Annotated in this window: 30 protein-coding genes; 26 read left to right on the top strand and 4 right to left on the bottom strand. The window is 31.2% G+C overall.

The features are described from left to right. Positions 1-159 precede the first annotated feature (159 nt). The 20 genes from Q0E86_RS06430 (at position 160) to Q0E86_RS06335 (ending at position 15622) form a co-directional block, all read left to right on the top strand. Positions 160-969 carry a hypothetical protein gene (locus Q0E86_RS06430; protein ID WP_295755483.1) on the top strand — a complete coding sequence of 270 codons (810 nt, stop codon included), beginning with the start codon at positions 160-162 and terminating at the stop codon, positions 967-969. 1 nt (position 970) lies between these two features. Beyond that, on the top strand, positions 971-4051 hold the full coding sequence (locus Q0E86_RS06425) for a CAP domain-containing protein (RefSeq protein WP_295755480.1): 3081 nt from the start codon (positions 971-973) through the stop codon (positions 4049-4051). Positions 4052-4697: 646 nt separating this feature from the next. Then, positions 4698-5006 carry a hypothetical protein gene (locus tag Q0E86_RS06420; protein WP_295755479.1) on the top strand — a complete coding sequence of 103 codons (309 nt, stop codon included), beginning with the start codon at positions 4698-4700 and terminating at the stop codon, positions 5004-5006. A 60-nt stretch (positions 5007-5066) separates the two neighbouring features. Then, the gene (locus tag Q0E86_RS06415) at positions 5067-5240 is read left to right on the top strand and encodes an antitoxin VbhA family protein (RefSeq protein ID WP_295755476.1); all 174 of its coding nucleotides are present in this window, start codon (positions 5067-5069) and stop codon (positions 5238-5240) included. A gap of 31 nt (positions 5241-5271) precedes the next feature. After that, a complete protein-coding gene (locus Q0E86_RS06410) occupies positions 5272-6483 on the top strand; it encodes a HipA domain-containing protein (RefSeq protein ID WP_295755473.1) in 1212 nt (403 codons plus the stop codon). 181 nt (positions 6484-6664) lie between these two features. Continuing rightward, positions 6665-6844 carry a hypothetical protein gene (locus tag Q0E86_RS06405; RefSeq protein WP_295755470.1) on the top strand — a complete coding sequence of 60 codons (180 nt, stop codon included), beginning with the start codon at positions 6665-6667 and terminating at the stop codon, positions 6842-6844. A 413-nt stretch (positions 6845-7257) separates the two neighbouring features. After that, the gene (locus Q0E86_RS06400; RefSeq protein ID WP_295755468.1) at positions 7258-7575 is read left to right on the top strand and encodes a hypothetical protein; all 318 of its coding nucleotides are present in this window, start codon (positions 7258-7260) and stop codon (positions 7573-7575) included. A gap of 46 nt (positions 7576-7621) precedes the next feature. Next, positions 7622-7798, top strand: a complete 177-nt coding sequence (locus Q0E86_RS06395; protein ID WP_295755466.1) for an antitoxin VbhA family protein — start codon at positions 7622-7624, stop codon at positions 7796-7798. Positions 7799-7895: 97 nt separating this feature from the next. Continuing rightward, positions 7896-8150 carry a hypothetical protein gene (locus tag Q0E86_RS06390; protein ID WP_295755464.1) on the top strand — a complete coding sequence of 85 codons (255 nt, stop codon included), beginning with the start codon at positions 7896-7898 and terminating at the stop codon, positions 8148-8150. A gap of 79 nt (positions 8151-8229) precedes the next feature. Next, positions 8230-8832, top strand: coding sequence for a DUF3990 domain-containing protein (locus Q0E86_RS06385; RefSeq protein ID WP_295755462.1), 603 nt, complete (start codon positions 8230-8232; stop codon positions 8830-8832). Beyond that, positions 8829-9005: an antitoxin VbhA family protein gene (locus Q0E86_RS06380; RefSeq protein ID WP_295755460.1), complete on the top strand. Its 177-nt coding sequence runs from the start codon at positions 8829-8831 to the stop codon at positions 9003-9005. The genes Q0E86_RS06385 and Q0E86_RS06380 overlap by 4 nt, the downstream gene beginning before the upstream one ends. Before the next feature lie 121 nt (positions 9006-9126). Continuing rightward, positions 9127-10140 (top strand): CtkA family protein, encoded by a 1014-nt coding sequence (locus Q0E86_RS06375; protein WP_295755457.1) that lies wholly within the window; start codon positions 9127-9129, stop codon positions 10138-10140. Between the two features lie 83 nt (positions 10141-10223). Next, positions 10224-10463: a hypothetical protein gene (locus tag Q0E86_RS06370; RefSeq protein WP_295569369.1), complete on the top strand. Its 240-nt coding sequence runs from the start codon at positions 10224-10226 to the stop codon at positions 10461-10463. 15 nt (positions 10464-10478) lie between these two features. Then, positions 10479-10796, top strand: coding sequence for a hypothetical protein (locus Q0E86_RS06365; protein ID WP_295755455.1), 318 nt, complete (start codon positions 10479-10481; stop codon positions 10794-10796). Positions 10797-10836: 40 nt separating this feature from the next. Next, positions 10837-10959 carry a hypothetical protein gene (locus Q0E86_RS06360; RefSeq protein ID WP_295755453.1) on the top strand — a complete coding sequence of 41 codons (123 nt, stop codon included), beginning with the start codon at positions 10837-10839 and terminating at the stop codon, positions 10957-10959. 29 nt (positions 10960-10988) lie between these two features. Further along, positions 10989-11120, top strand: a complete 132-nt coding sequence (locus Q0E86_RS06355; RefSeq protein WP_295755452.1) for a hypothetical protein — start codon at positions 10989-10991, stop codon at positions 11118-11120. Positions 11121-11208: 88 nt separating this feature from the next. Further along, on the top strand, positions 11209-11517 hold the full coding sequence (locus tag Q0E86_RS06350; protein WP_295755449.1) for a hypothetical protein: 309 nt from the start codon (positions 11209-11211) through the stop codon (positions 11515-11517). A 219-nt stretch (positions 11518-11736) separates the two neighbouring features. After that, positions 11737-12042: a hypothetical protein gene (locus tag Q0E86_RS06345; protein ID WP_295755447.1), complete on the top strand. Its 306-nt coding sequence runs from the start codon at positions 11737-11739 to the stop codon at positions 12040-12042. 100 nt (positions 12043-12142) lie between these two features. Next, a complete protein-coding gene (locus Q0E86_RS06340) occupies positions 12143-15325 on the top strand; it encodes a CAP domain-containing protein (protein WP_295755445.1) in 3183 nt (1060 codons plus the stop codon). A 12-nt stretch (positions 15326-15337) separates the two neighbouring features. After that, the gene (locus Q0E86_RS06335) at positions 15338-15622 is read left to right on the top strand and encodes a hypothetical protein (protein WP_295755443.1); all 285 of its coding nucleotides are present in this window, start codon (positions 15338-15340) and stop codon (positions 15620-15622) included. A 38-nt stretch (positions 15623-15660) separates the two neighbouring features. On the opposite strand, the gene Q0E86_RS06330 is transcribed toward Q0E86_RS06335, so the two are convergent. Continuing rightward, the gene (locus Q0E86_RS06330) at positions 15661-18186 is read right to left on the bottom strand and encodes a hypothetical protein (RefSeq protein WP_295755440.1); all 2526 of its coding nucleotides are present in this window, start codon (positions 18184-18186) and stop codon (positions 15661-15663) included. Positions 18187-18418: 232 nt separating this feature from the next. Here Q0E86_RS06330 and Q0E86_RS06325 point away from each other — a divergent pair, with 232 nt between their 5' ends. The 6 genes from Q0E86_RS06325 to Q0E86_RS06300 all read left to right on the top strand — a co-directional run bounded on the left by Q0E86_RS06325 (position 18419) and on the right by Q0E86_RS06300 (position 22484). Next, a complete protein-coding gene (locus tag Q0E86_RS06325) occupies positions 18419-19186 on the top strand; it encodes a hypothetical protein (RefSeq protein WP_295755437.1) in 768 nt (255 codons plus the stop codon). Between the two features lie 110 nt (positions 19187-19296). Beyond that, entirely contained in the window at positions 19297-19905 is a 609-nt protein-coding gene (locus tag Q0E86_RS06320) for a ClpP family protease (protein WP_295755434.1), read from the top strand. Next, positions 19892-20176 carry a hypothetical protein gene (locus Q0E86_RS06315; RefSeq protein WP_295755431.1) on the top strand — a complete coding sequence of 95 codons (285 nt, stop codon included), beginning with the start codon at positions 19892-19894 and terminating at the stop codon, positions 20174-20176. The genes Q0E86_RS06320 and Q0E86_RS06315 overlap by 14 nt, the downstream gene beginning before the upstream one ends. 174 nt (positions 20177-20350) lie before the next feature. Further along, the gene (locus Q0E86_RS06310) at positions 20351-20938 is read left to right on the top strand and encodes a metallophosphoesterase (protein WP_295755429.1); all 588 of its coding nucleotides are present in this window, start codon (positions 20351-20353) and stop codon (positions 20936-20938) included. A 111-nt stretch (positions 20939-21049) separates the two neighbouring features. Then, positions 21050-21190: an ATP-dependent Clp protease proteolytic subunit gene (locus Q0E86_RS06305; protein ID WP_288520507.1), complete on the top strand. Its 141-nt coding sequence runs from the start codon at positions 21050-21052 to the stop codon at positions 21188-21190. Beyond that, complete coding sequence (locus tag Q0E86_RS06300) at positions 21183-22484, top strand: type IV secretory system conjugative DNA transfer family protein (RefSeq protein WP_295755426.1); 1302 nt, start codon at positions 21183-21185, stop codon at positions 22482-22484. The genes Q0E86_RS06305 and Q0E86_RS06300 overlap by 8 nt, the downstream gene beginning before the upstream one ends. 39 nt (positions 22485-22523) lie before the next feature. On the opposite strand, the gene Q0E86_RS06295 is transcribed toward Q0E86_RS06300, so the two are convergent. The 3 genes from Q0E86_RS06295 to Q0E86_RS06285 all read right to left on the bottom strand — a co-directional run bounded on the left by Q0E86_RS06295 (position 22524) and on the right by Q0E86_RS06285 (position 24081). After that, on the bottom strand, positions 22524-22808 hold the full coding sequence (locus tag Q0E86_RS06295; protein ID WP_117571913.1) for an HU family DNA-binding protein: 285 nt from the start codon (positions 22806-22808) through the stop codon (positions 22524-22526). A 23-nt stretch (positions 22809-22831) separates the two neighbouring features. Beyond that, positions 22832-23377, bottom strand: coding sequence for an NUDIX hydrolase (locus Q0E86_RS06290; RefSeq protein WP_288520501.1), 546 nt, complete (start codon positions 23375-23377; stop codon positions 22832-22834). A 68-nt stretch (positions 23378-23445) separates the two neighbouring features. Then, complete coding sequence (locus tag Q0E86_RS06285) at positions 23446-24081, bottom strand: ECF transporter S component (RefSeq protein ID WP_288520497.1); 636 nt, start codon at positions 24079-24081, stop codon at positions 23446-23448. Positions 24082-24299: the final 218 nt, after the last annotated feature.

Below are 24299 nucleotides of genomic sequence, written 5' to 3'. Positions count from 1 at the left end.
GAAAGAAAGGATGAGGTTATGGAGTATTAAAGTATTGATGGCTTTGAAAATTGCCAGTCTATTCAAAAAAGATATTCTGTGTCATCTAGTAGTATTGATGACTTCTTTGTTAGCTAATTAATTTTAAATTTTATTTTATACGAAAAGGAGGAAAAGATTATGAGTATAAATAAATGTAGAATTGCAGGTATTGTAGCTGAAGAACCAAAAATTTGTAAGGATGTATTTTACAAAGAGGGTTTAGAAATTGTATTGGATATTGATCGATATGATATCCATAAATTTGAACGAATCAAATGTGTGATTATTGCTAAAGATTTAATCACAAGAGCACAAGATTCCATTGGTGTTGGTGATTACGTAATGGCAACAGGACGACTTGCTTGTTTTGAATACGTAAGAACGCAAGCTATGAAATGTCCACATTGTGGTGAAGTGAGTGCGCGTTCAAGACGTGCAAAACGCACAGATATTATCCTAGATGATTTTGAGGTTTCACCTGGATCCTTATTTCCAGATTCAGTAGGAATAAATTCCATTTCTATAAGTGGAGTTATTCCAAATCCAATTAAGTCAAATTTAAATCATACATGGTTCTCAGTAGCTAATAATCGTCCTAAAGCAGCTCAAGCGATTTTAAAAGAATCGATTAAAGAGGAGATTAAATCAGGAACTGAGCGTTTGAATTTAGTTTATGTGCATGGATTTAATAGAATTGCAGAAATAATGAACAATTCTATACATCAAAAAGATCGAATTATCGTATCTGGATATATAAGTGAACATCTTGAACGTAATCAGATTCCATTTCGATGTAAACGTTGTGGTGAGTATTCGGATCAGTATTTTGAATATCCAATTTATGTAGTAATCGCAAAAAGTGTGACACAAGATGTGGGTTATATCCCAAGTTCAAATGAAAATTTGGTAAATCAATTGAATGAAGTTAGGAAAGTCGAGGTAAAATAGTATGAAAAAAACTAACGAAAAAGTATTTATGAGTGTAATTGCAGGAATGACTGCTTTACAAGGTGTCAGCTCAACCATGATGAATATTAGTGCAACAACAAGTCATGTTGCGAATGTTAAACAAACAATGACTAAATCAGATGAATTAGAATCTAAATTACATGATGCACAGAAAATTGTGGATGAAAAGAAGATTGATTTTGATTCAGCAAAAGGAGCTTCCAGCGTTGCTTCTAAACAGGTTGAAATCGTACAGGCTGCTTATGATGCTCGTGATGCGGTAGTAAAACAAAACTATCAAACGACATATGAGGCAATCATGAATGAACTGCAACCTATTCTTAATGAAATCGAATCGTTAGAAACACAAGTCAATGATTCTAAAAAAGAATTAGAAGAACAAACAATGTTGAACGAACAGGCTTCTGCTAATTTAGAACAAGCTCAAAAAGATTTGGATGCAAAGAAGACTGAGTTAGCAGAACTTCAAAACAAACTTGCTACTTTAAAAGATGTTGCTGATTTGACAACAGCATTAGAAACCGCAAAATCTGAACAGGAAACTGCAAATTCAGTCTTGACTTCGGCACAGGAAAAAGCAGATGCCGCTAACACTGAATTAACGAACGCAATCGCTGATGCAGAAGCGAAAAGGGTGGCTGTTGAAGAAGCTTCAGCTGCATACAATAATGCAGTGGCTGACGTTACTGCAAAGGAAAATATCGTTGCTGAAAAACAAGCTATTGTTGATCAGTTCGAAGACGAGAACGGTATTGAAAACGCAAGAACGGAATTAGAGACTGCTCAAGCTGACTTAGCAGTAGCTCAAAACAATGTAACGTCGTTACAAGAAGCAATGACACAAGCTCAAACAGCTTATGATACAGCTGTTGGTGTTCAACAAACTGCACAAACAAATTATGAATTAGCTGTTCAAGAATTAGAAACAGCAAAAACAAACTTGGAAAATGCACAGGAGTCGTTAAATAAAGCTCAAGCTGACTACGATGCAAACCAAAAAGAAATTGAAGCTAAGAATAACGAAATCTCAGCTTTAAATACACAGATTACAAGGGCTCAAAGTGAAGTCGATAAAGCTCAGGCGGATTACGACAAAGCCTTGAACGACTACAACAGCACTTCCAGCCCTTTGGAACAGGCAAAGAAGAATCTTGCTGACTTTGAATCCAAATACGCCACAGAATTGAGCCGTTTAACAACTGGAAGCAAAGGTTATTTTGAATCGCTTGGCTGCTATGATATTCTAAAAGAAATTTTCAATGTGAACAACGCTTTCCCAAGTCGAGGCGAACTGGCTTCTTACACACATATAGGACAGGCTGGAGATGCAACAAGCCTTGAAAACATGCAGGCTAGTATTGCCTACTTAAAAGAATACGACAAGCTTCGTAAACAGAATGGCTTGTCTACGCCAAAAGTAAGTATGACCGCTATGGCTATTGCTCAGGTCAATGCTAACTACGCACAGGCAGAAGGTAATCACTCCGGTGTGTATGGATATTCTGAAAACCTTGCATGGGGATACGGAGAAGCCGGAACAGGAGCAAGTCCATTTAGAGGCTGGTACGACTACGAAAAGAAACAGTATGAAGCTGGAAATCACAAATTCTCTGAAGTAGGGCACTATTTGAACATCGTAAATTCAGATGATGAAACAACTGGTTTTGCGTTGCAAAAGGTAAATGGTGTCTACGTTCAGGAATTCGGATATTTCGAAGAGAAAGATGTTGTAATGTCTGTCGATGAATTTGAAACATCTTTCAACAATTACTACAACGATTTAAAATCTATTGATACTCAGCACAAAGCATTAAAAGATGCTGTAAACAATTCAAGTGTAACTACTACAAAAGATGACACGGCATTGAAAAATGCAGAAGCATTGTTGAAATCTAAAAAGGATGCTTTAACTGGATTACAAAACAAGCTTACTCAGACAAACAATGCAAAAGCAACCTTAGAAGCAAATGCAACAGTGATGAATAATACCGTTACAGAAGCTAAAAACGCTGTTCAAAGTGCAGAAAACGCAGTCAGCCAGAAAAAGGTGGATGTGACAAATGCTGAGCAGAAGTTGTCTGAAGCAAAAACAAATGTAGAAGCTAAAGAAACTGCAAAGGCTGAAGCTGAAAAGAAACTTGCAGATGCAAAAACAAATGTAAATAGCATTCAAGCTCGAATCGACACATTAAATGACGATATCGCAAACTGGGATATAAACAAGGCAAAAGCTTCTAAAGCATTGCAATTTGCTCAAGGGGATTTAGAAAAAGCTAAAGAAGTAGAAGTCAAAACTAGAGAAGCTCTTGAAAAGGCAAACGTCGATTTTACAAAGGCTGAATCCATTCGTGATGAAGCACAAGTTAAAGCAGGTCAAGCTTGTGAAGAACTTGAAAAAGCAACTGCTGATTTCAAAGCTAAATCTGAAACAGTTGTTCAAGCACAAAAAAATGTAGATAGCTACAATACATGTGTAGAAGCTGTGAAAAAAGCTCAAACTGATATGAAGGTTATCGGCAATCAAATCGATGAGTTAAAAGCTTGTAAAGAATCATCAAATGAAAAGATCGACTCGTTAAAAGTACAAATTCGAGTATTAAACAAATCTTTAACTGAGAAAAAAGAAGATGCATTACCATTTGAACAGGTTAAAACTGTATTGAATGATGTAATGAGTCAAGGCTCTAGTGTTGATTTAAGCTTTGTAGAAGAAGAAAAGCTTCATACATTATTAGCTCAATTAGCAAATACAGTTGATGAGCGTAATGTTGTACATAAATCTTTAGAAGAAGCTAAAAACAACTATATTGAAAAATACAACTTATATTTAGATGCAAAAGAAGCGTTGTTGAAAGCTGAATCGGATTACAATGAAGTGCTTAGTCAATTGAACGCATTCTTATTCGAGCAGAATAAAGAAACTATTCCTGCTAAAAAAGAAGAAGCTAAAACGGATTCTGTAAATACAGGTGTATCTACAAATGTTGAAGTTTCTGTCGCAACTGCAGGACTTGCGTTAGCGGGTATTGTTTTTACTGAAACAAAACGTCGTAAGAAGTAATTTAAATCAAAAAGATGTATCTTTATGCCATGTAAAGTTATAAAAGCTTTATATGGCATTTTTGAATGTTTTAATAAAATGATGGCGAATTGAATATATAATTACTATTTAAGATACAATACAATGAAACTGTAAAAAGCGTATAAAGCTTTGAAGGGAGATTGTAAATGATGCAAGATTATAAAACGGAGATGATTAAGGAAGTAGTAATTCGATGGGTGTTTTGTTTTGGAATATCAATTATTTTTGAATTGGCAGTTAGCCCACATATAGAAATGGGATTTGCGTAAGGATTTACTTCATTTTTATACTTTATAACAAAATTTAAATTTTATGCAATTTTAGGTCCATTTTTGGTGATATGCGTTCCAATTGGGTTGGCACTAGAGAATTGTGGTTTATCTGCAAACTTACTACTGTATTTCTTTGGAATTATGCCCGTATTAGAAATTGGATGGTATTTAATTTCTTATTAATGATTGAGATTTGATCAGGTTCTGATTGAATATTTTCTTGTGCAATAAAAATATAGTGACATTAAAAAGGTGTCATGTTTAAAGATGTATTAGTAGGATTCATAACTCATTATTCAAGAGTGTACAACATTGGATATGGTAAAATAAAGAGTATATAGGAGACAAAATTTATGCTGACTAGAATGGAATTTAAATTCAGTGAAGAAAAATGTAAAAAGTACGGAGTCACGTTGAATGCGTGCTATAAAAACATTGAACAGCTAATGGCAGAAGATGATATTCATCAATATGGATTAGGAGTATATGTAGCACCTTTAAAAAAAGCGTTTACTCCTTTTAGTTTACTTGCCTGTGATTTACCTGAGTCTGACTGGTTTGTCAATACAATTGAGTCTTGGTATTGGTTCGATAGTAATGAATATAGAAACTATGATGATTCAGATTATGATTGCCTAATTCAATTGGAGCTGAAAAAATGATAGAAATAGACGAAGCAAAACGAAGAAAAGTTGTTAGTCGTTAATTGAAGGAGAATCAAAATGATTATCAAAAATACAGAGGCAGGAAGAAAAGTACAACAGGTAGCAGCAACGATGGCTATATCAGATATGTATGTGAGTAAAGAATTTATTGAAAAGCTTTTAAAAGTGAGTAATGGAGAAATGACAACTGATGATTTAATACAGGAATTAAATGATAAGTATGTAAAGTAAAAAACAATAAAAAAGAATGGAGCAAAAAAATATGAAATGTCGATTAATGAATAAGCATACACAGGTTGCCTTGATTGAATATAACGAAGACGTACAGGCAATTACAAATATTTATGAAATAACGAATATAGAATATGCTCCATTATCTTTCTATAATGCGTATCATAACGCATCTATAAGCAATGTCAAAGCAATGAATCAATGGTTTCAAGGACGTGCTATCCCTTCATCGCGAAAAAATTTAAATCATCTACTTGAAAGATTAAATGTTTCAAGTCCAAGTAATTTATTAAACAAACACTTTGCGTTATCCTTATCGGATCAATACTGGATTGTTGAAGAGCATAGCCGTATACAATGGGAAGATATCAATTTCTTCACTCATGATTTTGATTCGACAGGGCTTTTACAAGCATCCTTAGATGATTCTTCTCACTCATATACTGTAAAAAATGATTCATTAAAAACACCAAACAATACAACCGATGGTATGTTGCCAAAAGGATGGGTTATTGAAAATAATAAGAGAGTTCTTATTAAGGGAACGTATACACGTTTTGAACAAGAACCATTTAATGAGTGGCTGGCTTCTCAAATATGTAAGCGACTTGGATTCGATTACTGCAATTACATTGTTGACTGGTATGCTATAAAGCAAGATAAAGTCATTGTTTCTAAATGCGAAAATTTCATCAATCAAAACGAAGAAATCATCAGTGCTTATGATGTGTTTCAAAGTTCAAAAAAAGAAAATACTATTAATGATTATGAACATTATGTCCGTATATTAGAAAATCATGGAATACTAGATGCTAGAAAGAAAATAACTGAAATGTTTGTTGTTGATTATTTAATGATGAATTACGATCGGCATTTAAAGAATTTTGGAATTATTCGCAATGTTGAAACATTAAAATGGGAAAAAGTCACACCAATTTTTTACACGGGCCAAAGCATGTGCTGCGATGAACATGTTCAAAATATGGACTTTACTCATGGCTGCGGAAAGTTCTTTACAGATGCGAATAAAGATTATAATGCGATTTTAAAATCTTTGGATATGGAAACAATTCGTGCTATTCCTATTCAAAATTTAAAAGGATTATCCGAAGAATATTATGTGTTTTTAAAGAGTTTCCAAAAGGAAATGGAATATAAAAATAAAGAATGGTCAGATGAAAGAATGAAAAATTTAAAAGATGGATTAAGCAAACGTATTGATTTGCTTAAAAAAGAAAGATAATAAATAATCTTCATAAAATAATTAATATTTTTTAAATCAACATATGATGAAATCAATACTGACTCTAGTTTCCGGTAATGAAATTTGCAAAACAAAAAGGTTAGAGAATAAAAAATGTATGTTCTAAATATAGAGAGTGAATATAGTGAAATAGAATGAAGATATAGGAGGCAAAATCCTTATGGAATTAAAATATAATAGTATTTACCTTAAAGGTAAAAAAGAAGAGAAAGAAAGATGGACGATTAAAATTATATCTAACGGTTTAAAACAGAATCTTTCTTTAGAGATAATCGCATCTATTGCAGGAATTTCAATCGAGGAAGTTAAACAGTGTATTAAAGAGAATCATTTAAACTAGTACGTTCTTCAAAAAGGTGGCAGTACTGCCATCATGTTTAATTTGAACACAAAGATACAAGGAGGAAAAAATCTATGCAATTAGATTACAACAAAATTTTTTCAATACTGAAATTGAAGAATATAGTGAAATCTTTTCAGACCCCTTTTATCAAGGCTATATTGAAGGATTTATTGAAGGCTACTATCAAGGCATAGAGGAAGAGAGAGAAAGATGGAAGATTAAAATCGTATCTAATTGTTTAAAACAAAATCTTTCTTTAGAGGAGATTTCGCTATTTGCAGAGATTTCGGTTGAGAAAGTTAAACAGTGTATTAAAGAGAATCAATTAAACTAATACGTTTACCATCAAGGTGGCAGTGCTGCCATCATATTTAATTTGACACTACCTATAAGATATGGAGAAAAAATCTATGTTAACCAGAATGGAATTTAAATTTAGTGAAGAAAAATGCAAAGCGTACGGAGTCACGTTGAATGCGTGCTATAAAACTATTGAGAAGCTAATGGCAGAATATGATATTCATCAATATGGATTAGGAGTATATGTAGCACCTATAAAAAAAGCGTTTACTCCTTTTGGGTTTCTTATGTATGATTTACCTCAATGCGAATGGTTTGTAAAAACCATCGAATCTTGGTATTGGTTCGATAGTAATGAATATAGAAATTATGATGATCCAGAATATAACTGTTTAATGCAGTCAATGGTGAAAAAATGGATAAAATAGACGAAGCAAAACAAAGAAAAGCTAATAAAAATGAAGGAGAATCAAAATGATTATCAAAAATACAGAAGCAGGAAGAATTGTACAACAGGTAGCTGCAACAATGGCTATATCAGATATGTATGTGAGCAAAGAGTTCATTGAAAAACTTTTAAAAGTAAGCAATGGAGAAATGACAACTGATGATTTAATTAAGGAGTTAAATGATAAGTATACACAAGAATAAATGTTGTAATCCAAAATCAGTTCAGATGTACTAATAAAGTCATCGACAAAGCGGAAAACTTAGATACTCTCAATGAGTTATCTATGAGAGAAGAAAGATGAAGGAACTTATTATGGTAAAGGTATTTGTTGATAAAGTCGATGGAGATATTGTTTTTACACATTATTTGGAAGAAAATGACAAGAACAGGAAATATACACTAGTATTTAATGTCCGAACAGGAGAAATTCTTGAGCATTCAAAAGGATTGGAAGTTTGTACATTCTATTCTAGACATGCAAAACAAGTCATATATTTTACGTGGAAAGAAACAGGAAAAATTCCAAAAGTATTAGAATCTGAATGGATGTAAACAAAGGTGGCAAATGCTATGTTAACAAGAATGGAATTTAACAAAGAAAATAAAATATAATGAATCTAAGGAGCTAAATATGATTCAAGACATTAATATACTTTACCATGGAACTGGTGCAACATTTGAAAATCCTGATTTAGATAACAGTCGGGAGGATGTTGATTTTGGAGTTGGCTTCTATACAACTCAAAATAAAGAAATGGCAAAAAAATGGGCATCATCCAAAAGAAAATCTACAATTAATACATATTCATTTAATAGAATTGGTGATTTAAAAATCTATACATTTAAGCTTGATGAAGAATGGCTTGATTTTGTTACAAACAACAGATTAGGGATTGATAGTCAAAAAAAATATGATAAATATGATATTCTAATCGGTCCAACAGCAGAGAACAAGGTATTTGATACAGTTAATGAATATATAAAAGGTACATACACAAAAAAAGAAGCTATACAATATATTAATGTAGCTGGTTTTGATCAACAAATTGTTTTTAAAACAGAAAAAGCAATTCAATCCTTAAAATTTATAAAAAGAGAACTATTAGAGCCTGATGAAAAAGCTTTCATCAAACTGCAAGCAAATAAAGACAGAAAAAGTGCATTAGATAAACTAGATCGTCTCAAAAAAAGAAATTCGAAGAAAAGCTATAAAAATAAAGGAGAATCAAAATGATTATCAAAAACACAGAAGCAGGAAGAATTGTACAACAGGTAGCTGCAACAATGGCTATATCAGATATGTATGTGAGCAAAGAGTTCATTGAAAAACTTTTAAAAGTAAGCAATGGAGAAATGACATCTGAAGAGCTTCGAAAAGAGGTTTTAAAAGAATATACACAAGAATAAATATTGCTATCCAAGTTCAGTGTTACACAGTATTGAAGGAAGATGTGTTACGTGAAGGAATATAAAAAAGCAGAATCAATGGAAATAAGTTACTATTGAAAAAATATGGAGGTGAATATTAATGAAAATATATGATTTTAATGAATTGGAAACAAATACTTTAGTGTATGGGGGTCATTCAGGAAAAAAATTAGGTGTTGTTATAAATGGTGAGAATTGGTTTCTCAAATTTCCAAAGAGAATACAAAATTTAACTAAAAAATTTGAAATATCTTACACAACTTCACCATTATCAGAATATATTGGGTCACATATTTATGAATCTATTGGTATTCCAGTTCATGAAACGAAGCTTGGAATTAAAGATGGTAAAGTAGTTGTGGCATGTAAAGATTTTCGTGAAAATATAACTAAAATACATTTTGATGACTATAATTCAATAAAAAATGATTATGTAGAAGGAATGGAAGAAAAATTGAAATCAGTTTCTTCTAGTAGCAATAATCATAATGTTAGTTTAGAGGAAGTTGAAGTGTTGCTAAATAATCATCCTTTATTTTTAAAAAATTCTGAATTAAAAGAACGTTTTTGGGATATGTTTGTAGTTGATGCTTTAATAGGAAATAATGCTAGAAATAATGAGGATTGGGGTGTGCTTGTAAATAACAAAACAAATGAAACAACAGTATGTCCAGTATTTGATAATGGTGCCTCGTTTTATACAAAATCTAGTGATGAACAAATTAAAAAAATAATGAATGATAGCAATAGATTTGAATCAAGTGTTTATAAATCTATAATGTGCATCTTCGTGGAAAATGATAAACAATTGAATCCTTTTAAATATATTGAATCTTTGAAAAATAAAGATTGCGATGCAGCATTGATGAGAATTGTTCCAAAAATAAATATTGAAAAAATCAAAGAAATGATTAATGAAATACCAAATGAAGTTAATGGTATTCAAATTATTTCGGATATACGAAAAGAGTTTTATTGCAAATGTATTGAATCTCGTTATGAAAAATCGTTATACCCAACATATTTAAAAATTAAAGAAATGATTATTGATGGATCCTATTCAAAGGTTATAAAAGAAGAGCAGCAGCAAAAAAAACAAGAAAGATTCGTTTAATATTGACTTAAAGTACTTAAAAAAAAGAGAAAAAGCAAATCAGAAAGAGAAAAGTCAAATAAGCAAAGATGGAGGAACTTAGTATGGTAAAAATTATTGTTGATAAAATAGATGGTCATATTGTTTATTTAAGATACTTTGAAGAAATGGACGAAAATAGAATGGAAACTCTTGTATTCGATTTAGATTCGTACAAAACAATAGAACATTCTAAAGGGATTGATGTATCTACATTCTATTCTAGACATGCAAAACAGAAAGTTTACACTACATGGGAAGAAACAGGCGAAGTCCCTAAAGTTCTTGTAGCTGCTTGGATGTGAAAAAGAGGTGATGTTATGTTAACACGAATGGAATTTAAATTTAGTGAAGAAAAATGTAAAAAGTATGGAGTCACGTTGAATGCGTGCTATAAAACTATTGAGAAGCTAATGGCAGAAGATGATATTCATCAATATGGATTAGGCGTATATGTAGCACCTTTAAAAAAAGCATTTACACCTTTTGGCTTACTCCAGTGCAGATTACCTAGATGCGAATGGTTTGCAAAAACCATCGAATCTTGGTATTGGTTCGACAGCAATGAATATAGAAATTATGATGATCCAGAATATAACTGTTTAATGCAGTCACAGGTGAAAAAATGGATAAAATAGACAAGCAAAGCGAAGAAAAGTGCAACAGGTAGCAGCAACGATGGCTATATCAGACATGTATTTAAGTAAAGAATTTATTGAAAAGCTTTTAAAAGTAAGCAATGGCGAAATGACATCTGAACAGCTTCGAAAAGAGGTTTTAAAAGAATATACACAAGAATAAATAATCAAAAAAGAAGGGATGTTAAAAGTGTGTTAGAAGTTACATTAGATTTAGTTCCTCTAATACAGTTATCTGCTAAAGAACAAAAAGAAGATAATATATTAAATACAATGTCATCATCAATACCACAAATAAAGTCATCAAAAAAGCAGAAAACTTAGATACTCTTGATGAATTAATAGAAGCAATTATCAATAGATCATCTATGAAAGAAGAACAATAAAGATACTTACTAAGGAGAATATTGTTATGTTAACAAGAACGGAATTTAAATTTAGTGAAGAAAAATGCGAAAAGTACGGAGTCACGTTGAATGCGTGCTATAAAACTATTGAGAAGCTAATGGCAGAATATGGTATTCATCAATATGGATTAGGTGTATATGTAGCACCTATAAAAAAAGCGTTTACTCCTTTTAGTTTCCTTGCCTGTGATTTGCCTGAGTCTGACTGGTTTGTCAATACAATTGAGTCTTGGTACTCATTCGATAGTAATGAAGATAGGGATTATAATAATCCAGATTATGATTGCCTTCTTGTGAAAGGGATAAAAAGATGACTGCAACAATAAATAATCACGAAAAAAGGAATGTTTTAGTTCAATGTGATTAAGTTAAGAGAAATTTAAAATTTATGAATCTTACTTATAAATATAATGCTTTATATGACATTTTTTAACGTTTAAATTAAGTGATGGCGAATTGAGTATATAAATGAATAGTAAGATGCAATACAATGAAACTGTAAGAAGCGTACAGAGCTTTAAAGGAGATTGTATATGACAGATGATAAAATGGGAATGATTTTGGAAGTGGTAATTCGATGGCTAATTTGTTTTGGAATTTCAATTGTTATTGAAATGGCAGTAGGTGTAAAATTTGATATGGCATTTGCGCTTGGATGTACATCGTTTCTATATTTCGCATTTAAGTTTAGAAGACTTACAGTTTTGGGGGTATTTGTATTTGTATGTGTTCCAATTGGAATGGCACTGGAGAATAGTGGGTTATCTGGAGACGTATTATTATATTTCTTAGGGATTCTTCCTGTATTAGAAATTGGATGGTATTGGATTTCTTATTAATGCTAAAGATTTGATCAGGTTCTGATTGAATCTTTTTTAATTTTTTTGAATGATGGCGAATTGCATGATGAATAAAACACGATTTTGGAAGATGATATACATGACAAGAACGAGAAATGAAGGGTTTCGATCAATCAAGAAAGTAGAGGAAGATAAGATGAATAAAATGACAATTCGAAAAAAGGCAATGTTACTTGTAGCGGCTGGTATGGCAATTCAGTCTATGGGACTTACGGTGTACGCAAAAGAAATCACTGAATCAACAGATTTCACGAGTACTGTAAAACAAACACAAAGTAAAGAAGATGTATTGGCAGATGCTATTTTACAAGCACAGGATGCAGTGAAATCAAAAAAGGCATTACTACTAGAAGCACAGGCTGAATTGGATAAAGTGCAACCAAAATATGATGCGACAAAACAAGTGTATGAACAAGCTTCTTATAAATACAATCAAATCGGATCAAGTGTAGATTCGGCTTTATTGGATGCGATGAAATCAAATCTACAAGATATTAAAAACAAGAAAGAAGATTTAAATCAAGTAGCTTTGGAAAAGGCAAGTGCTGAAAAGGCTAGAAAAGAAGCAGAGGATACATACAACAAGGCGGTTTCTGAATTAGAAAAAGCACAAAAGATATATGATGAAGCGGTACAAAATTTGGATGATGTTTCTTTTAAAGAAAACGTAGAAAAAGCTAAACAAGCTATTGATGAAGCAAAAAGTGCTGTAATGCAAGCACAAACAGAATTGAATGATGCTAAGACTCAACAAGAAGAATTAAGTGCTAAGGTTTTAGAATGTGAAACAGCATTGAGTGATGCTCAAAATAAATTACAAGAAACATTAGATGCGAAAGTAGATGCAGAAAATACATTAACTTCTTTGCAACAACAATTGTCTGAAGCGAATGGAAAAGATAATTCTGAAAAGATTCAAGTTATTCAAACTGAAATTCAAAATTTAGAATTGGAACTAAATAACTATAACTCTAAGATTGAATCTATGAATAGTGAAGTAGCTACACTTCAATCTTCATTATCAAAGACACAATCGGATTTAGATGTTGCCAAATCAAGGGTTGAAGAAGAAAAATCAAATTATGATACAAAAGTAGAAGAACAAAATAAAGCTCAAGAAAAAATGGATGCGATGGAAGAACAGGCTACATTAAAGGATGGTGAAATCGCAAAGCTTCAGGAAGCAGTGGAATTGGCTAGAGTGAAATTTGAAGAGGCAAAGGCTAAGTTTGATGCAGAATCAAGTCAATTGAATGATAAAAAAGCAGCGGTAGAAGCAGCACAAAAGAAACTAGAATCTTTGAATGATGCATATCAAGATGCTTTGAATCAATGGAATCAAGGATCTTATGGTTATTTTAAATCGATCTATGCAGAGTATCCTTTATATATGATGGAAGATGAAGATCTTACAAATAAAGATAATTTATATGAATGTAAACTAGGTGCAGATACAGATCCAACAAACTTAGATAACATGATCGCAACGATTGACTATATTAAGCAGTGTAATGCGCTTCGTAAACAAAATGGTTTGAATGAATTAAAGGTGGATTTAAGCTTAGTGGTAATTGCACAAATTGATGCATCTGGAAATATTGCTCAATTAGAACATAATTCAAAGTGGGATCATTTAGGCTTATATAATTGTGGCGAAAATATCGCATATGGATTCAAAAACTATAATCCATTTAAAGGATGGTACGATGCGGAATATAAGTTGTATCAAGATGCGATTGCTTCAGGTAAGTATCCAAATCTAGAAAACATGACAAGCATGGAGGTATATAGTACATGGCCTGATTTATGGGAAAAGATTGGACATTACTACAATATTTTGGATGAAAGATATAACTATACAGGTTTTGCATTAGGACAAACAGTAAAAGTGAATCCTGGTTGTAATGATTACTCTCAAACATTTGGCTTTACTGGATCTGATTATACTATGACAGTGGATGAATATGAAAAATCATTAACATCTTATGTGAACGGACTTAAAGATGTATTCAAACAACACGAACAAGCTTTAGAAGAATATACAAAGGCCAATGAAGAGCTGTTGAAAGCACAAAAGGAGATGGCTACATATAAAACTGTAGAAGAAGCTCAACAAACATATTTAAAAGCTCTTGATGATTTGAGTAAAGGACAAGCAGAATTTAATACGTTTATGAATGGATATTTGGCACAACAAAAGAACTTGGAACAGGCAAAAGCAAATGTAAAAACTGCACTAGATGTGATTAACTTGGCAAAATCACAACAAAAAAATATTGAAAATCAGATCCATGATTTAGATAGTTCTATTTCAAATAAAATGGATGAGTTAAGTGTAACTAAAGAATTAGTAGCACAAGCACAAAAATCAATTCAGGATAAAGAAGCAGAAATCAAAAAACTAAATCAATCAAAACTAGATGTAGACAATATCAAGAAACAAATTTCTAAGCAAGAATCTATTGTCAAAGATAAAACGGATGCATGGCAATTGGCATTAAATGAAGTTGATAACAGACAATCAGAATTAGAAAGTGCAGAGAAGGATTTAAAAGATCAACTGGTTGTCGTCGATGAAAAGAAAGGAGTGTTAAATGGTAAAAAAATTGAAATGAGTAAAAAAGAAGAGGATTATCAAAGTTTATTGAAACTAAATCAAAATGTGAATGATGCATCTGTGAATTTAGAAAGTGCAAAGAATGCTGTAGTCAAGGCTGAAACAGTAAAAACAGACTTAGTAGCTAAAGTTAAAATATTAGAGAAATCTTTAGATCAATTGACAATGGAATATACTAAGTTAAATTCAGAAAAGGATAAAGTGGATAGTTTAGTAGCTTGTTACAACAATTTAAAAGAGAAGAAGTTGGACACAGAAGTTTCTACGATTGATGGCTATGAATCGATTTGTACATTATTAAAACAGTATAAAGCAGCATTGTTAGACATGAATGAAAAAGAACAGGCTTATCAAGAAGTAAAAGATAAATTTGATGTTTTGGATACTGCATATCAAAATGCGAAAGCAGACTATGATCAAGCAATCATTCAAGAAACAAATGTGAAGATTGAATTAAAAAAGCACTTAGAAGAAAGTAAGAAAGAAGTTGTGAAAAAACAAAATGATGCAGAACAATCTAGTTCAGTAAATACAGGTGTAGAAACGGCAATTGCAGGCTTAAGTATGACAACAGTATTAGGTGCTGCTGGTGCTGTAGTTGCAACTCGTAAACTATCTCGCAAAGAAAAACACGCAAATAAATGAGAAAGGATAACAATGAAAACTAAGCATAAAGATGACGTAGATGAAAATGGGTATCCATTAGATAAAGGATATTTAGAAGTTGGACTTCCAAGTATGCTTCAGGAGTCGATTGATAAAATGAAGATCACAAATCAATTGATAAAAGAAGGTAAAGAATGTTTAGACTGGGATTGCGACTGGTGCTTGTTAAACAGTAATATTAATATCTTTGAAGTAGAATGTATTATATCAAGTGAACAGGCTTGGTATCTTCGAGAAAAATATTTAGGAATGAGAAAGGAAGATAATATAGGTTGATAAACAAAAAAAATAGGATTTCTCGATTATGAGGAATCCTATTTAACTGGGTGATTCTTTATAATTGCATCTTCTAAATTGGTAAACATAACTTTAATCTTCAGTTCTCTTTTGTTGTTAATCAGTATATTATTTTTAATATGTTCATCTATATATGGATCTTTTATTGTCTTATCAATTTTTTCTTCTAATTTCTCAATATTATAATCAGCATTATTGTTAGTATACTGAATATTACTGAGTTCGGATGTCTTATATTCTTTTGGAAAAGCATAAGTAAATTCAGGATACAATTTCTTTGTATCTTCTAAATTCAAATCGGCTTCTATATACCATTCTTCTAGTTTGAGAAAGAAAACATGGATAACTTTTTCAGTGATGTCAAATAAATTCGCAATATCAACGCCATTTAATTTTTGCATAGACTTAGATCGAATGGTTTTAAAATTTAAAACGCTATCTTTATCTTTTGAAAACTCAACTAAAGAGTCATAAATGTTAATGATTTCAGTCGCACCATTTCCTTTATTAGTTCGAGTATATTTTTTATACTCTTCAAATAATTCTTTATACGCATCTGGAGTAAAGTTAATTTCAGGACTATTATTGTAATAGCGAATGTCTTTAAATGTTGGATCTTTTACAATCTTCTGAAAATTCATACTTTCCATAATGGCATAAGAATAATTAAAAAAGCTATTTAACATCCACAGTAAATCTTTAGTATCTGATTTAGACATCTTAGGCTTTTCTTCAAAGTTCTTAGTCTTTTTAGGATCAAAGTATTTATTTTTTTCTAGAATATTATATACTCTTCGAGTATAAGGCTCGTCACCTTTTAATGTAACTTTCTGTAAATATTGTTTAAAGTCATTTGTGGTTTTTTGATATTCAGATTTATGATCCGTTATTGCTTCACGCTCTTCTTTACAAGTCATACCAGATTTCAAAGTCAGTGCTGAATCACAGAACTTTCGATTAGGCGAAGTTTTAAGAAAAAACATGTGACAATGAGAACATTTGTCGATAGGATGCTTTGAAAATAAAAGATATGCTTCAATTGCCGGTTTAAATAAATCAATAATGTTATGTATATTTAAGTCATAATATAAAATTTTTTTATTTTTCAGTACTTGATTTTGCATGGATTGAAATATAAAAGAGGGAATGTCATCGTTTTCTGAAATACAATGCTTATCGGAAATGATCCCATCTTGATAGAGAATGACTGATTCATATATAATATCTTCAATATCGATACCTTCCATTTTTATGTTACATATGGATAAGTTGTTTTCGTTTTCATTTTTTTTCAATGCTGCATTAATTTTGTTTATCAATAAGAAAAAGAATCGAGGTAAAATCAAATATTCTAATGGAATATTTTGACTATATATTCTACTCATACTCCTTGGAAGGCTTCTAAGTTTGCCTTGTTGGTGTTCAAATTCTGATGTTTCATTATTTAAAGAAACATTATGTAATAATTCGCATAACTCTTCAAAATTATCCCATCTATGATACATATCAACATCCCTTTGAAAATCAAATCTATAAGAAACTAAATTCTCATATTTTTCAAATGTGAAATTAGTAAAATCTTCAAAAAAATCGTTATAATTTGATACTTGAATAAACATTGATTGATAAAAATCTAATATAAAGTAAATTTCAACCATTAATCTAATTGATTCATCAAGATTTATAGTTGTAAAGTCATCGTCAATATATAATGACGATTGATACTTTGAAAGAAGATTATTTAAAAATTGCAATAAATATTCTAAAAAATAATCATATATCAGGCCTGAAATCGAAATATCTTTAGAAATTAAATTTTTAATTTCATCTATATAGTTTGTTATAACAGAATATGGATACTCTTGGCGACTTCTTATTGTTCTATAAAATCGATACATTGCATTTACACTTCCGCTAGTTTCAAAAAAAGAATTATAGTTTGTAGAACTAAAAACATTAATCAAAGTTTTTAAAGCTTGTATCATAAATTTTTTAAAAATAAATGTAAAAGATGTTTCGAAATCAGTAAAATCATGATAAAAAGAATAAATGGTGTGGTAATTATTTAATATTTTAGATTGAGAGAAACTCTCTTTAATCGGTGGATTCATAATGAATTTCCCAATAATAATCATGTCTTTTTCTTCTGAAGGATGTGCAAATGATCCTTCGACATAACCCTTTATTAGACTATTAGAATAATTATCGTTATAAAAACTAGTATTCTTTTGAATGTTTTCAAAAAACAATATAAAATCAATATCATTGTAAAAGTTTATATTGTATTGATTATCAAGACTCATTTTATACATATTTAATAGATGAGTGTACATGGTACCAACTCTTGCAGGTTTTGTATCATAATAAGAAGGAACTTCAATATCTTCTAAGACATATTGGCATAAAGAAATTTCATCGTCATTTATTGGTTTTCCAACGAAATTATAAATTTGTATTTCTTTTAATTCATATATGTCTTTTCTTGTTACACGAATATATTCCATTGGTTCTTTTGGGTTGGATTGATCAACTACATAATACATAACTTCACCTTTTTCTTTCTATAAATACTATACATTGAATGCATAAAAAACACAATAAAATGTTAAAAATGAAGTAATTATAATAAAATTAACAAGATAATGCTTATTCTATCGCTATATATGAGCGATTTTTTTATTATATAGATGTCTTGAAACGATACGTTTCTTGATAAAGTATGCGCGCTACTTTGTTTGATTTAAATAAGTTTAATGGAGAGGTTAGGAACTAAACATGTCAGCAACAGTAGCAAATAAAGATATTACATTAAGAATGGTACACAATAAGGTGTCTACAGCCTTCACAAAGGCTTTTTTAGAATCGGATTATGTTAACCAAATGGTTGATAGCTTATATGATGAAGTTGATGCATTGAAACTTGCATCGATTTCATTGAATTATGTATATAGACATTTGGAATATAATAAATATTTAAATAGATACAATCAAGTTCGCTTGATGACTAAGCCTGGTGAAAAAAATACGCCTATTATTTTGGCTATGAATGATTCAGTATTTGATTTTCGTGCACATACTTCTTTAAAAAAATGTGCCAAATATGATACAAAAGATCACAAACATGAGGGTTTAAATGTATATAAATTGATCAAAGATGGAAAATTAGAAATGGCAAACGCAAAATTGTCTTATTCAAAAGCATCTTCTAAAGATGTGCTTAAATTAATTAAAGAAACAATTAGAATTTGGGATGTTTTATTTTATCAATATGATCAAATTGTTAAAGAAAATGAAATGAACTTGGCTTTAGAAAATATCATGCCTGAACCAGATCAAATTGTAATTTATGAATCTGATGATGAAGACAATACTAAAAACAATATTATATATAATAGAAAATATAGTAAAACTTATTTAGTACGTCATTATGAAAATACATGGCCAAATGATCCATATGATAAATATAAAGAGGTAAAAGATGTTCTTCTTGCTTTAGAAAATGAAGTTCGTTCAAGACGAAAAGTCGATAGAGAAGAGCGTTAAATATGAGTTAAGCTTCCTTAAAAAAAGGAAGCTTTATTGATGGCGAATCGTATATGTATTCTTAGTTGAAAATTTAGTTAAATATAAGTGTAAAGAAAGGAACATAAAATATGAGAAACTTAACGATTACAGAAACAACGCCAAGAGGCACAAATACTAAAACAGTTTATTCATCCTTTGTGATGGATGACTTTTCCATTTTGATTGATCGTACAATTGATGCAGATCTAGCTAGTGAAGTGATTTTAAATTTAAGATATTTAAATGCAGTGGATAGTAAAAGAGAGATTACGATCTATATCAATTCACCAGGCGGTAGTGTTACAGATGGCATGGCTATCTATGATTATACAAGGCTTATTTCAAATCCAATTTGTACGATTGGAATTGGTTTATGTGCAAGTATGGCTGCTTTCTTGCTTTCAACATTAAGCAACAAAAGATATGTCACAAAAAATTGCGTATTACTCTATCATCAACCATTGATTAATCATATTGGTGGACAAACATCGGATATTGATATTGTCGCAAAAAGAATGGTGATTATGAAAGAAAAGATAAATAAAATGATTGTTGAAAAGGCAAATAATTTCACATATGAACAGGCTTGCCAAATGTTTGATCGAGATTGTTGGATGAGTGCTCAAGAAGCTTTAAATTATGGGTTAATTGATGGAATTATGGACGAAGAAAGGGGAAATAATTATGCGTATAAATAGAGTGTTCGCTGAATCACATGAAACGGGAGAATTAACATTGAAAGGCTTTAGTTATATAAAAGATACGCTTCCAGATGATTTTGAGGTCTGCTTGATTATTGAAAAGAATGGCCATCTAAGTGCTGGTTGTTGGGATACAGGATTAAGGAGTACTGATGATGGAAAAATACCTGGCTGCTTCAGACAAAGCCGAGGTGGCTTTATAGGATTAGATAATGTGTTGGCATTTTTGCCTATTGAGAAAGCTGAGATAGATATAAAATCATGGTGAATTCAAAATAACATCTAATATCTTTTATGATAGTTTTATTATGGTATTTGAAAAGAATACAGCATACTATTTAATAATGGATATAGAGTTGCTGAAACAATTTTAGCTAGAGAAATTGTTTTAAAACTTAATTTTTAATACAGGAAAAAAATAAATGAAAGAGGATTAAATTAGATGAAATATTATATTAGTGACCTGCATTTGTTTCATGAAAATGCAATCAAATATGATCATCGTCCCTTTGATTCTATACAGGAAATGCATGAGGTAATCATGAAAAACTGGAATGATCGTGTGACGAATGGCGATATTGTATATATTTTAGGTGATATTAGTTTGCGTGGGAAAAATGAAGATTTGATTGCCTTTGTGGCATGCTTAAAAGGAAGAAAGGTCTTAGTTAAAGGTAATCATGATGATCTATCTGATTATAGATATCAGCAGTTATTTACTGAAATCTGCGATTATAAAGAAATTCAAGATTCAGTTGGGAAAGAAAAGTATGGATTGATATTATCTCATTATCCGATTTTTTCATGGAACAATATGGGACGTGGAAAAATTCTGCTCTATGGGCATACACATGAAAGCGAAGAAGACAAGTTTTATCAAAGTTGTTTGAGACAGATGCAAGAAAATGATTGTAGGCATGCATGTGACGGAAAAATACGGGCATGTAATGTTGGATGTATGTTTTCTTATATGAACTATACACCGCGTACTTTAGAAGAAATTCTTGTAGGAGTAGAAGTGAAAGAATAAGACAATAATGTACAAAAATATCAAATTATAACACGAGGATGGGAAACACAATCCAGTTTTAAAAAATGCACGTGTTAGGAAAGAATTTTAGAAACGAAGCGGAGGATTGACATGGCTACTTATGTTGTTTCGGATATTCTGGAGAATATGAACTGTTTATCAGATTGTTGGATGAGTGCTCAAGAAGCCTTAAATTATGGCTTAATTGATGGAATCATGGATAAAGAAAGTGAGATGTCAAATTATGAGTAAAAAAGTGAATGGAGAATATATTTTCAGTGAGGATTGCAAATTCTCTTTAGAAGATAAAAAAACAGGATTAAATAACAATTATTTATATATTGGAGCGCCTGGTACAGGAAAGACTCGATCTGAATTCTATAATATCCTTCATCAATTGGATCGAAATCATGTGATTGTTGATGTGAAGGGTTCTATGGCAAGCTTGATTCCTTTATTAGAAGAAAGTGGCTATAAAATTTATTATTTAAATCTAATGGATCTTCATCGTTCGATGTATTATAATCCATTAGCATATATTCGAAAGAGATATTCACAAACAGATCTAATGAGTTTGGCAAGAACTATATATGGTCAAAATTACGTTAGTGTAGATCCTTTTTGGGATGAATCGGCAATATCCCTTTTGCATGCAGCATTAACATATACGTATGAAAAGAATAGTGAAGAAGGAAATGGTTCTTTAAAAGAAGCTTTCGATATTATATATACATTGCGATATGATTGTGATGGGGAAATTGATTATGAGGATCTTAAAAATAAATTAGATGAATTAATTTACGAAGGCTTAAATGTTTATTCTAGTGAACTCTTTAGAAGAGAAGCAATCTGTCCTTCAAAGACTTTGGCATGCATTTTAAAAACATTGCGATCAAATACATCAGCTTTACAAAATGCAGATGTACTATGTACGATTTGCGATGGTCCTGATGCACTAACGATTGATTTCAATCGGTTTACTTATGAAAAATCAGTCATCTTTATTCAACTCAATGATGCGGATACTTCATTACATCGAATTGCGAGTGTGTTTTTATCACAATTATTTCAATTCTTATTTTCTGAAGCAAATAAACAAAAAGATTTAAGACTACCAATACCCGTTCAGTTTCATTTAGATGATATGGCAAACTATGCGATTAATGATTTTGCGAGTATTATCGCAACCGCAAGAAGTCGTGGTATTGGTATTACTGGATGTATTCAATCCAAAAATCAATTGGTTTCTGTCTATAAAGACAATGCGATCAATATTCAAGACTGTTTTGACACAACGATTTATATGGGAACCAATTCCTATGATTCAGCTTTAGATATTGCGCACAGATCTGGCTTTACACTAGATTATGTGAATGAACTTCCAGTTGGAGATGTTATTTTACTACGAAGAGGCAGCTGTGCAGAACATGTAGAATTATTGGATTATAGTAAGACAGGAAAATATTTTATATATAATCATAATCGATTTCTGTTGCCTAAAAATAGATCTAGAATTCATGGTGACTTAAGACATATGCAACTATAATAAAAAAAGCATCCTTGGGGGATGCTTTTTGTTTAGATATTATTTATTTACGGCTTCTTTTAATGCTTTGGCAACTTTGAACTTAACAGATTTACTAGCTTCAATTTGAATCTTTTCTTTTGTTAGAGGATTGAATCCTTCTCTAGCTTTTCTTTCTGTGATTTCAAATTTTCCAAATCCTGCAAGATCTACTGTTTTTCCTTCACTTAAACCTTCAAAGATTTGTGTTAAAGCTGAATCAACAACTTCAGTGATGTCTTTTTTAGTTAAATGAGAATCTTCGGCAATGTTAGAAATGATGTCCTTTTTAGTTAATTTTTCCATGTTTATAAGTCTCCTTTACATCCCTATAATACGCCTTTTTTAACCATAAGCCAACCCATTAGGTGAATTGGTTGGACAAATTCATTGTTTTTAATTAAATCATTGATTTCATCTTCTGTATATTCTTTGACTTCTATAAATTCAGTGGAATCTAGATGTTGATCACATGCCTTTTCACAATTGTCGGCATAATATAAAAATGCATAATTATCCGCTATAGTCGGATTGCTAGGAATGGTATAAATATGTTTCCAATCATTAGATACATAGCCTGTTTCTTCTTCAAGTTCACGCTTGGCAGCTAGTAATGCACTATCTTTTTCATCACCTTCAATGCCACCGGCACAAAATTCGGTGGTTACTTTTTTCAACCCGTGTCTATATTGACGAACTGTTATATATTTATCATCCTTGGTTCTTGCGATAATCACAACGAAGTTTCTTCTTGAATAATTATAGAAAGGGGAGAATTCCTTTCCATTCGGAAGAATAAAAGACTCTTTACGAAAGTCGATCCATTCATCTTGTACAATATGTTCTGTTTTATTTAATTTCCAATTTAAATTCATTTTTATCACCCAAATTATTATAATCCAAATAAAAAAAATAGTGCAACCAAAGTTACACTATTCATTGACTATGCTTGTTGAGTAATTCCAACGTATCTTGAACTTAATGCAGTCGCTAAAGCCATATTTGAAACAACAGCCACGATGACTTCAGGAAGCATGTTTGTTCCAATGACACCAGCCATAACACCATTTAGTGCGGCTTGGCTAATACCTAAAGCTTCAGAATATTGAGGACCGAATAAGATAACAATCAATCCTAATACCATGATTGTGTGGCATACTGTTGCTACGGCTGCTGCGATACCTGCAGCTACTGGAGTATTTTTCGCATATTTTCTAGCGAATTTAAATACATAACCAGCAATTACACCTAATAAAATACGTGGTACCAAAGCTATAATTAAACTAAAGAAGTTACCAGAAATTCCACCAACTGTTACGAATGGAGAGAAGACAAAGCTTGTGATTCCAGGTGTCATTGTAGCTCCAATTACTGAAGTACATCCAAATACGAATCCTAAGAAAGCTCCTGCAGCAGGTCCCATTGTGCTAGCCAAGATAATTACAGGCACGTGCATCAATGTAACACTTAATGCGTTAATACGTAAGTATCCAATTGGTGTTAGATACATGATGATTTCGATGGCTAAAAATAAAGCCAACACGCACATCTGGCGTACTGATAGTTTTGATTTGCTCATATTTCCTCCTACTTTCGTTTCTTTACAGAATACGATGTAACTAATCAAATTGATGCCTTCATACATAGATTATGGTCATTCGATCCATATCCACAAAAAAACATCTTAAACATTATACAATAAAAAAAAACAGGAATCAAGTCAATGTCATTAAGTTAAGAAATGACGAACCATCCAGATACTATTGTCTGGATGGTATTTTTATTTGAAAGCACGAC

Origin of the sequence: uncultured Holdemanella sp. (genome assembly GCF_934754935.1) — a bacterium.
GTDB lineage: Bacteria > Bacillota_I > Bacilli_A > Erysipelotrichales > Erysipelotrichaceae > Holdemanella.
This window is presented reverse-complemented; position numbering and strand designations above follow the sequence as displayed.

Coding starts and splice junctions, on each gene's coding strand:
- Q0E86_RS06330 (WP_295755440.1), bottom strand. CDS start 18,186: ATGTATTATGTAGTTGATCAATCCAACCCAAAAGAACCAATGGAATAT.
- Q0E86_RS06360 (WP_295755453.1), top strand. CDS start 10,837: ATGGCTATATCAGACATGTATTTAAGTAAAGAATTTATTGAAAAGCTT.
- Q0E86_RS06345 (WP_295755447.1), top strand. CDS start 11,737: ATGACAGATGATAAAATGGGAATGATTTTGGAAGTGGTAATTCGATGG.
- Q0E86_RS06295 (WP_117571913.1), bottom strand. CDS start 22,808: ATGGAAAAATTAACTAAAAAGGACATCATTTCTAACATTGCCGAAGAT.
- Q0E86_RS06315 (WP_295755431.1), top strand. CDS start 19,892: ATGCGTATAAATAGAGTGTTCGCTGAATCACATGAAACGGGAGAATTA.
- Q0E86_RS06430 (WP_295755483.1), top strand. CDS start 160: ATGAGTATAAATAAATGTAGAATTGCAGGTATTGTAGCTGAAGAACCA.
- Q0E86_RS06415 (WP_295755476.1), top strand. CDS start 5,067: ATGATTATCAAAAATACAGAGGCAGGAAGAAAAGTACAACAGGTAGCA.
- Q0E86_RS06335 (WP_295755443.1), top strand. CDS start 15,338: ATGAAAACTAAGCATAAAGATGACGTAGATGAAAATGGGTATCCATTA.
- Q0E86_RS06300 (WP_295755426.1), top strand. CDS start 21,183: ATGAGTAAAAAAGTGAATGGAGAATATATTTTCAGTGAGGATTGCAAA.
- Q0E86_RS06320 (WP_295755434.1), top strand. CDS start 19,297: ATGAGAAACTTAACGATTACAGAAACAACGCCAAGAGGCACAAATACT.
- Q0E86_RS06310 (WP_295755429.1), top strand. CDS start 20,351: ATGAAATATTATATTAGTGACCTGCATTTGTTTCATGAAAATGCAATC.
- Q0E86_RS06425 (WP_295755480.1), top strand. CDS start 971: ATGAAAAAAACTAACGAAAAAGTATTTATGAGTGTAATTGCAGGAATG.
- Q0E86_RS06385 (WP_295755462.1), top strand. CDS start 8,230: ATGATTCAAGACATTAATATACTTTACCATGGAACTGGTGCAACATTT.
- Q0E86_RS06395 (WP_295755466.1), top strand. CDS start 7,622: ATGATTATCAAAAATACAGAAGCAGGAAGAATTGTACAACAGGTAGCT.
- Q0E86_RS06400 (WP_295755468.1), top strand. CDS start 7,258: ATGTTAACCAGAATGGAATTTAAATTTAGTGAAGAAAAATGCAAAGCG.
- Q0E86_RS06285 (WP_288520497.1), bottom strand. CDS start 24,081: ATGAGCAAATCAAAACTATCAGTACGCCAGATGTGCGTGTTGGCTTTA.
- Q0E86_RS06410 (WP_295755473.1), top strand. CDS start 5,272: ATGAAATGTCGATTAATGAATAAGCATACACAGGTTGCCTTGATTGAA.
- Q0E86_RS06390 (WP_295755464.1), top strand. CDS start 7,896: ATGAAGGAACTTATTATGGTAAAGGTATTTGTTGATAAAGTCGATGGA.
- Q0E86_RS06350 (WP_295755449.1), top strand. CDS start 11,209: ATGTTAACAAGAACGGAATTTAAATTTAGTGAAGAAAAATGCGAAAAG.
- Q0E86_RS06340 (WP_295755445.1), top strand. CDS start 12,143: ATGACAAGAACGAGAAATGAAGGGTTTCGATCAATCAAGAAAGTAGAG.
- Q0E86_RS06375 (WP_295755457.1), top strand. CDS start 9,127: ATGAAAATATATGATTTTAATGAATTGGAAACAAATACTTTAGTGTAT.
- Q0E86_RS06325 (WP_295755437.1), top strand. CDS start 18,419: ATGTCAGCAACAGTAGCAAATAAAGATATTACATTAAGAATGGTACAC.
- Q0E86_RS06365 (WP_295755455.1), top strand. CDS start 10,479: ATGTTAACACGAATGGAATTTAAATTTAGTGAAGAAAAATGTAAAAAG.
- Q0E86_RS06420 (WP_295755479.1), top strand. CDS start 4,698: ATGCTGACTAGAATGGAATTTAAATTCAGTGAAGAAAAATGTAAAAAG.
- Q0E86_RS06380 (WP_295755460.1), top strand. CDS start 8,829: ATGATTATCAAAAACACAGAAGCAGGAAGAATTGTACAACAGGTAGCT.
- Q0E86_RS06305 (WP_288520507.1), top strand. CDS start 21,050: ATGGCTACTTATGTTGTTTCGGATATTCTGGAGAATATGAACTGTTTA.
- Q0E86_RS06290 (WP_288520501.1), bottom strand. CDS start 23,377: ATGAATTTAAATTGGAAATTAAATAAAACAGAACATATTGTACAAGAT.
- Q0E86_RS06370 (WP_295569369.1), top strand. CDS start 10,224: ATGGTAAAAATTATTGTTGATAAAATAGATGGTCATATTGTTTATTTA.
- Q0E86_RS06405 (WP_295755470.1), top strand. CDS start 6,665: ATGGAATTAAAATATAATAGTATTTACCTTAAAGGTAAAAAAGAAGAG.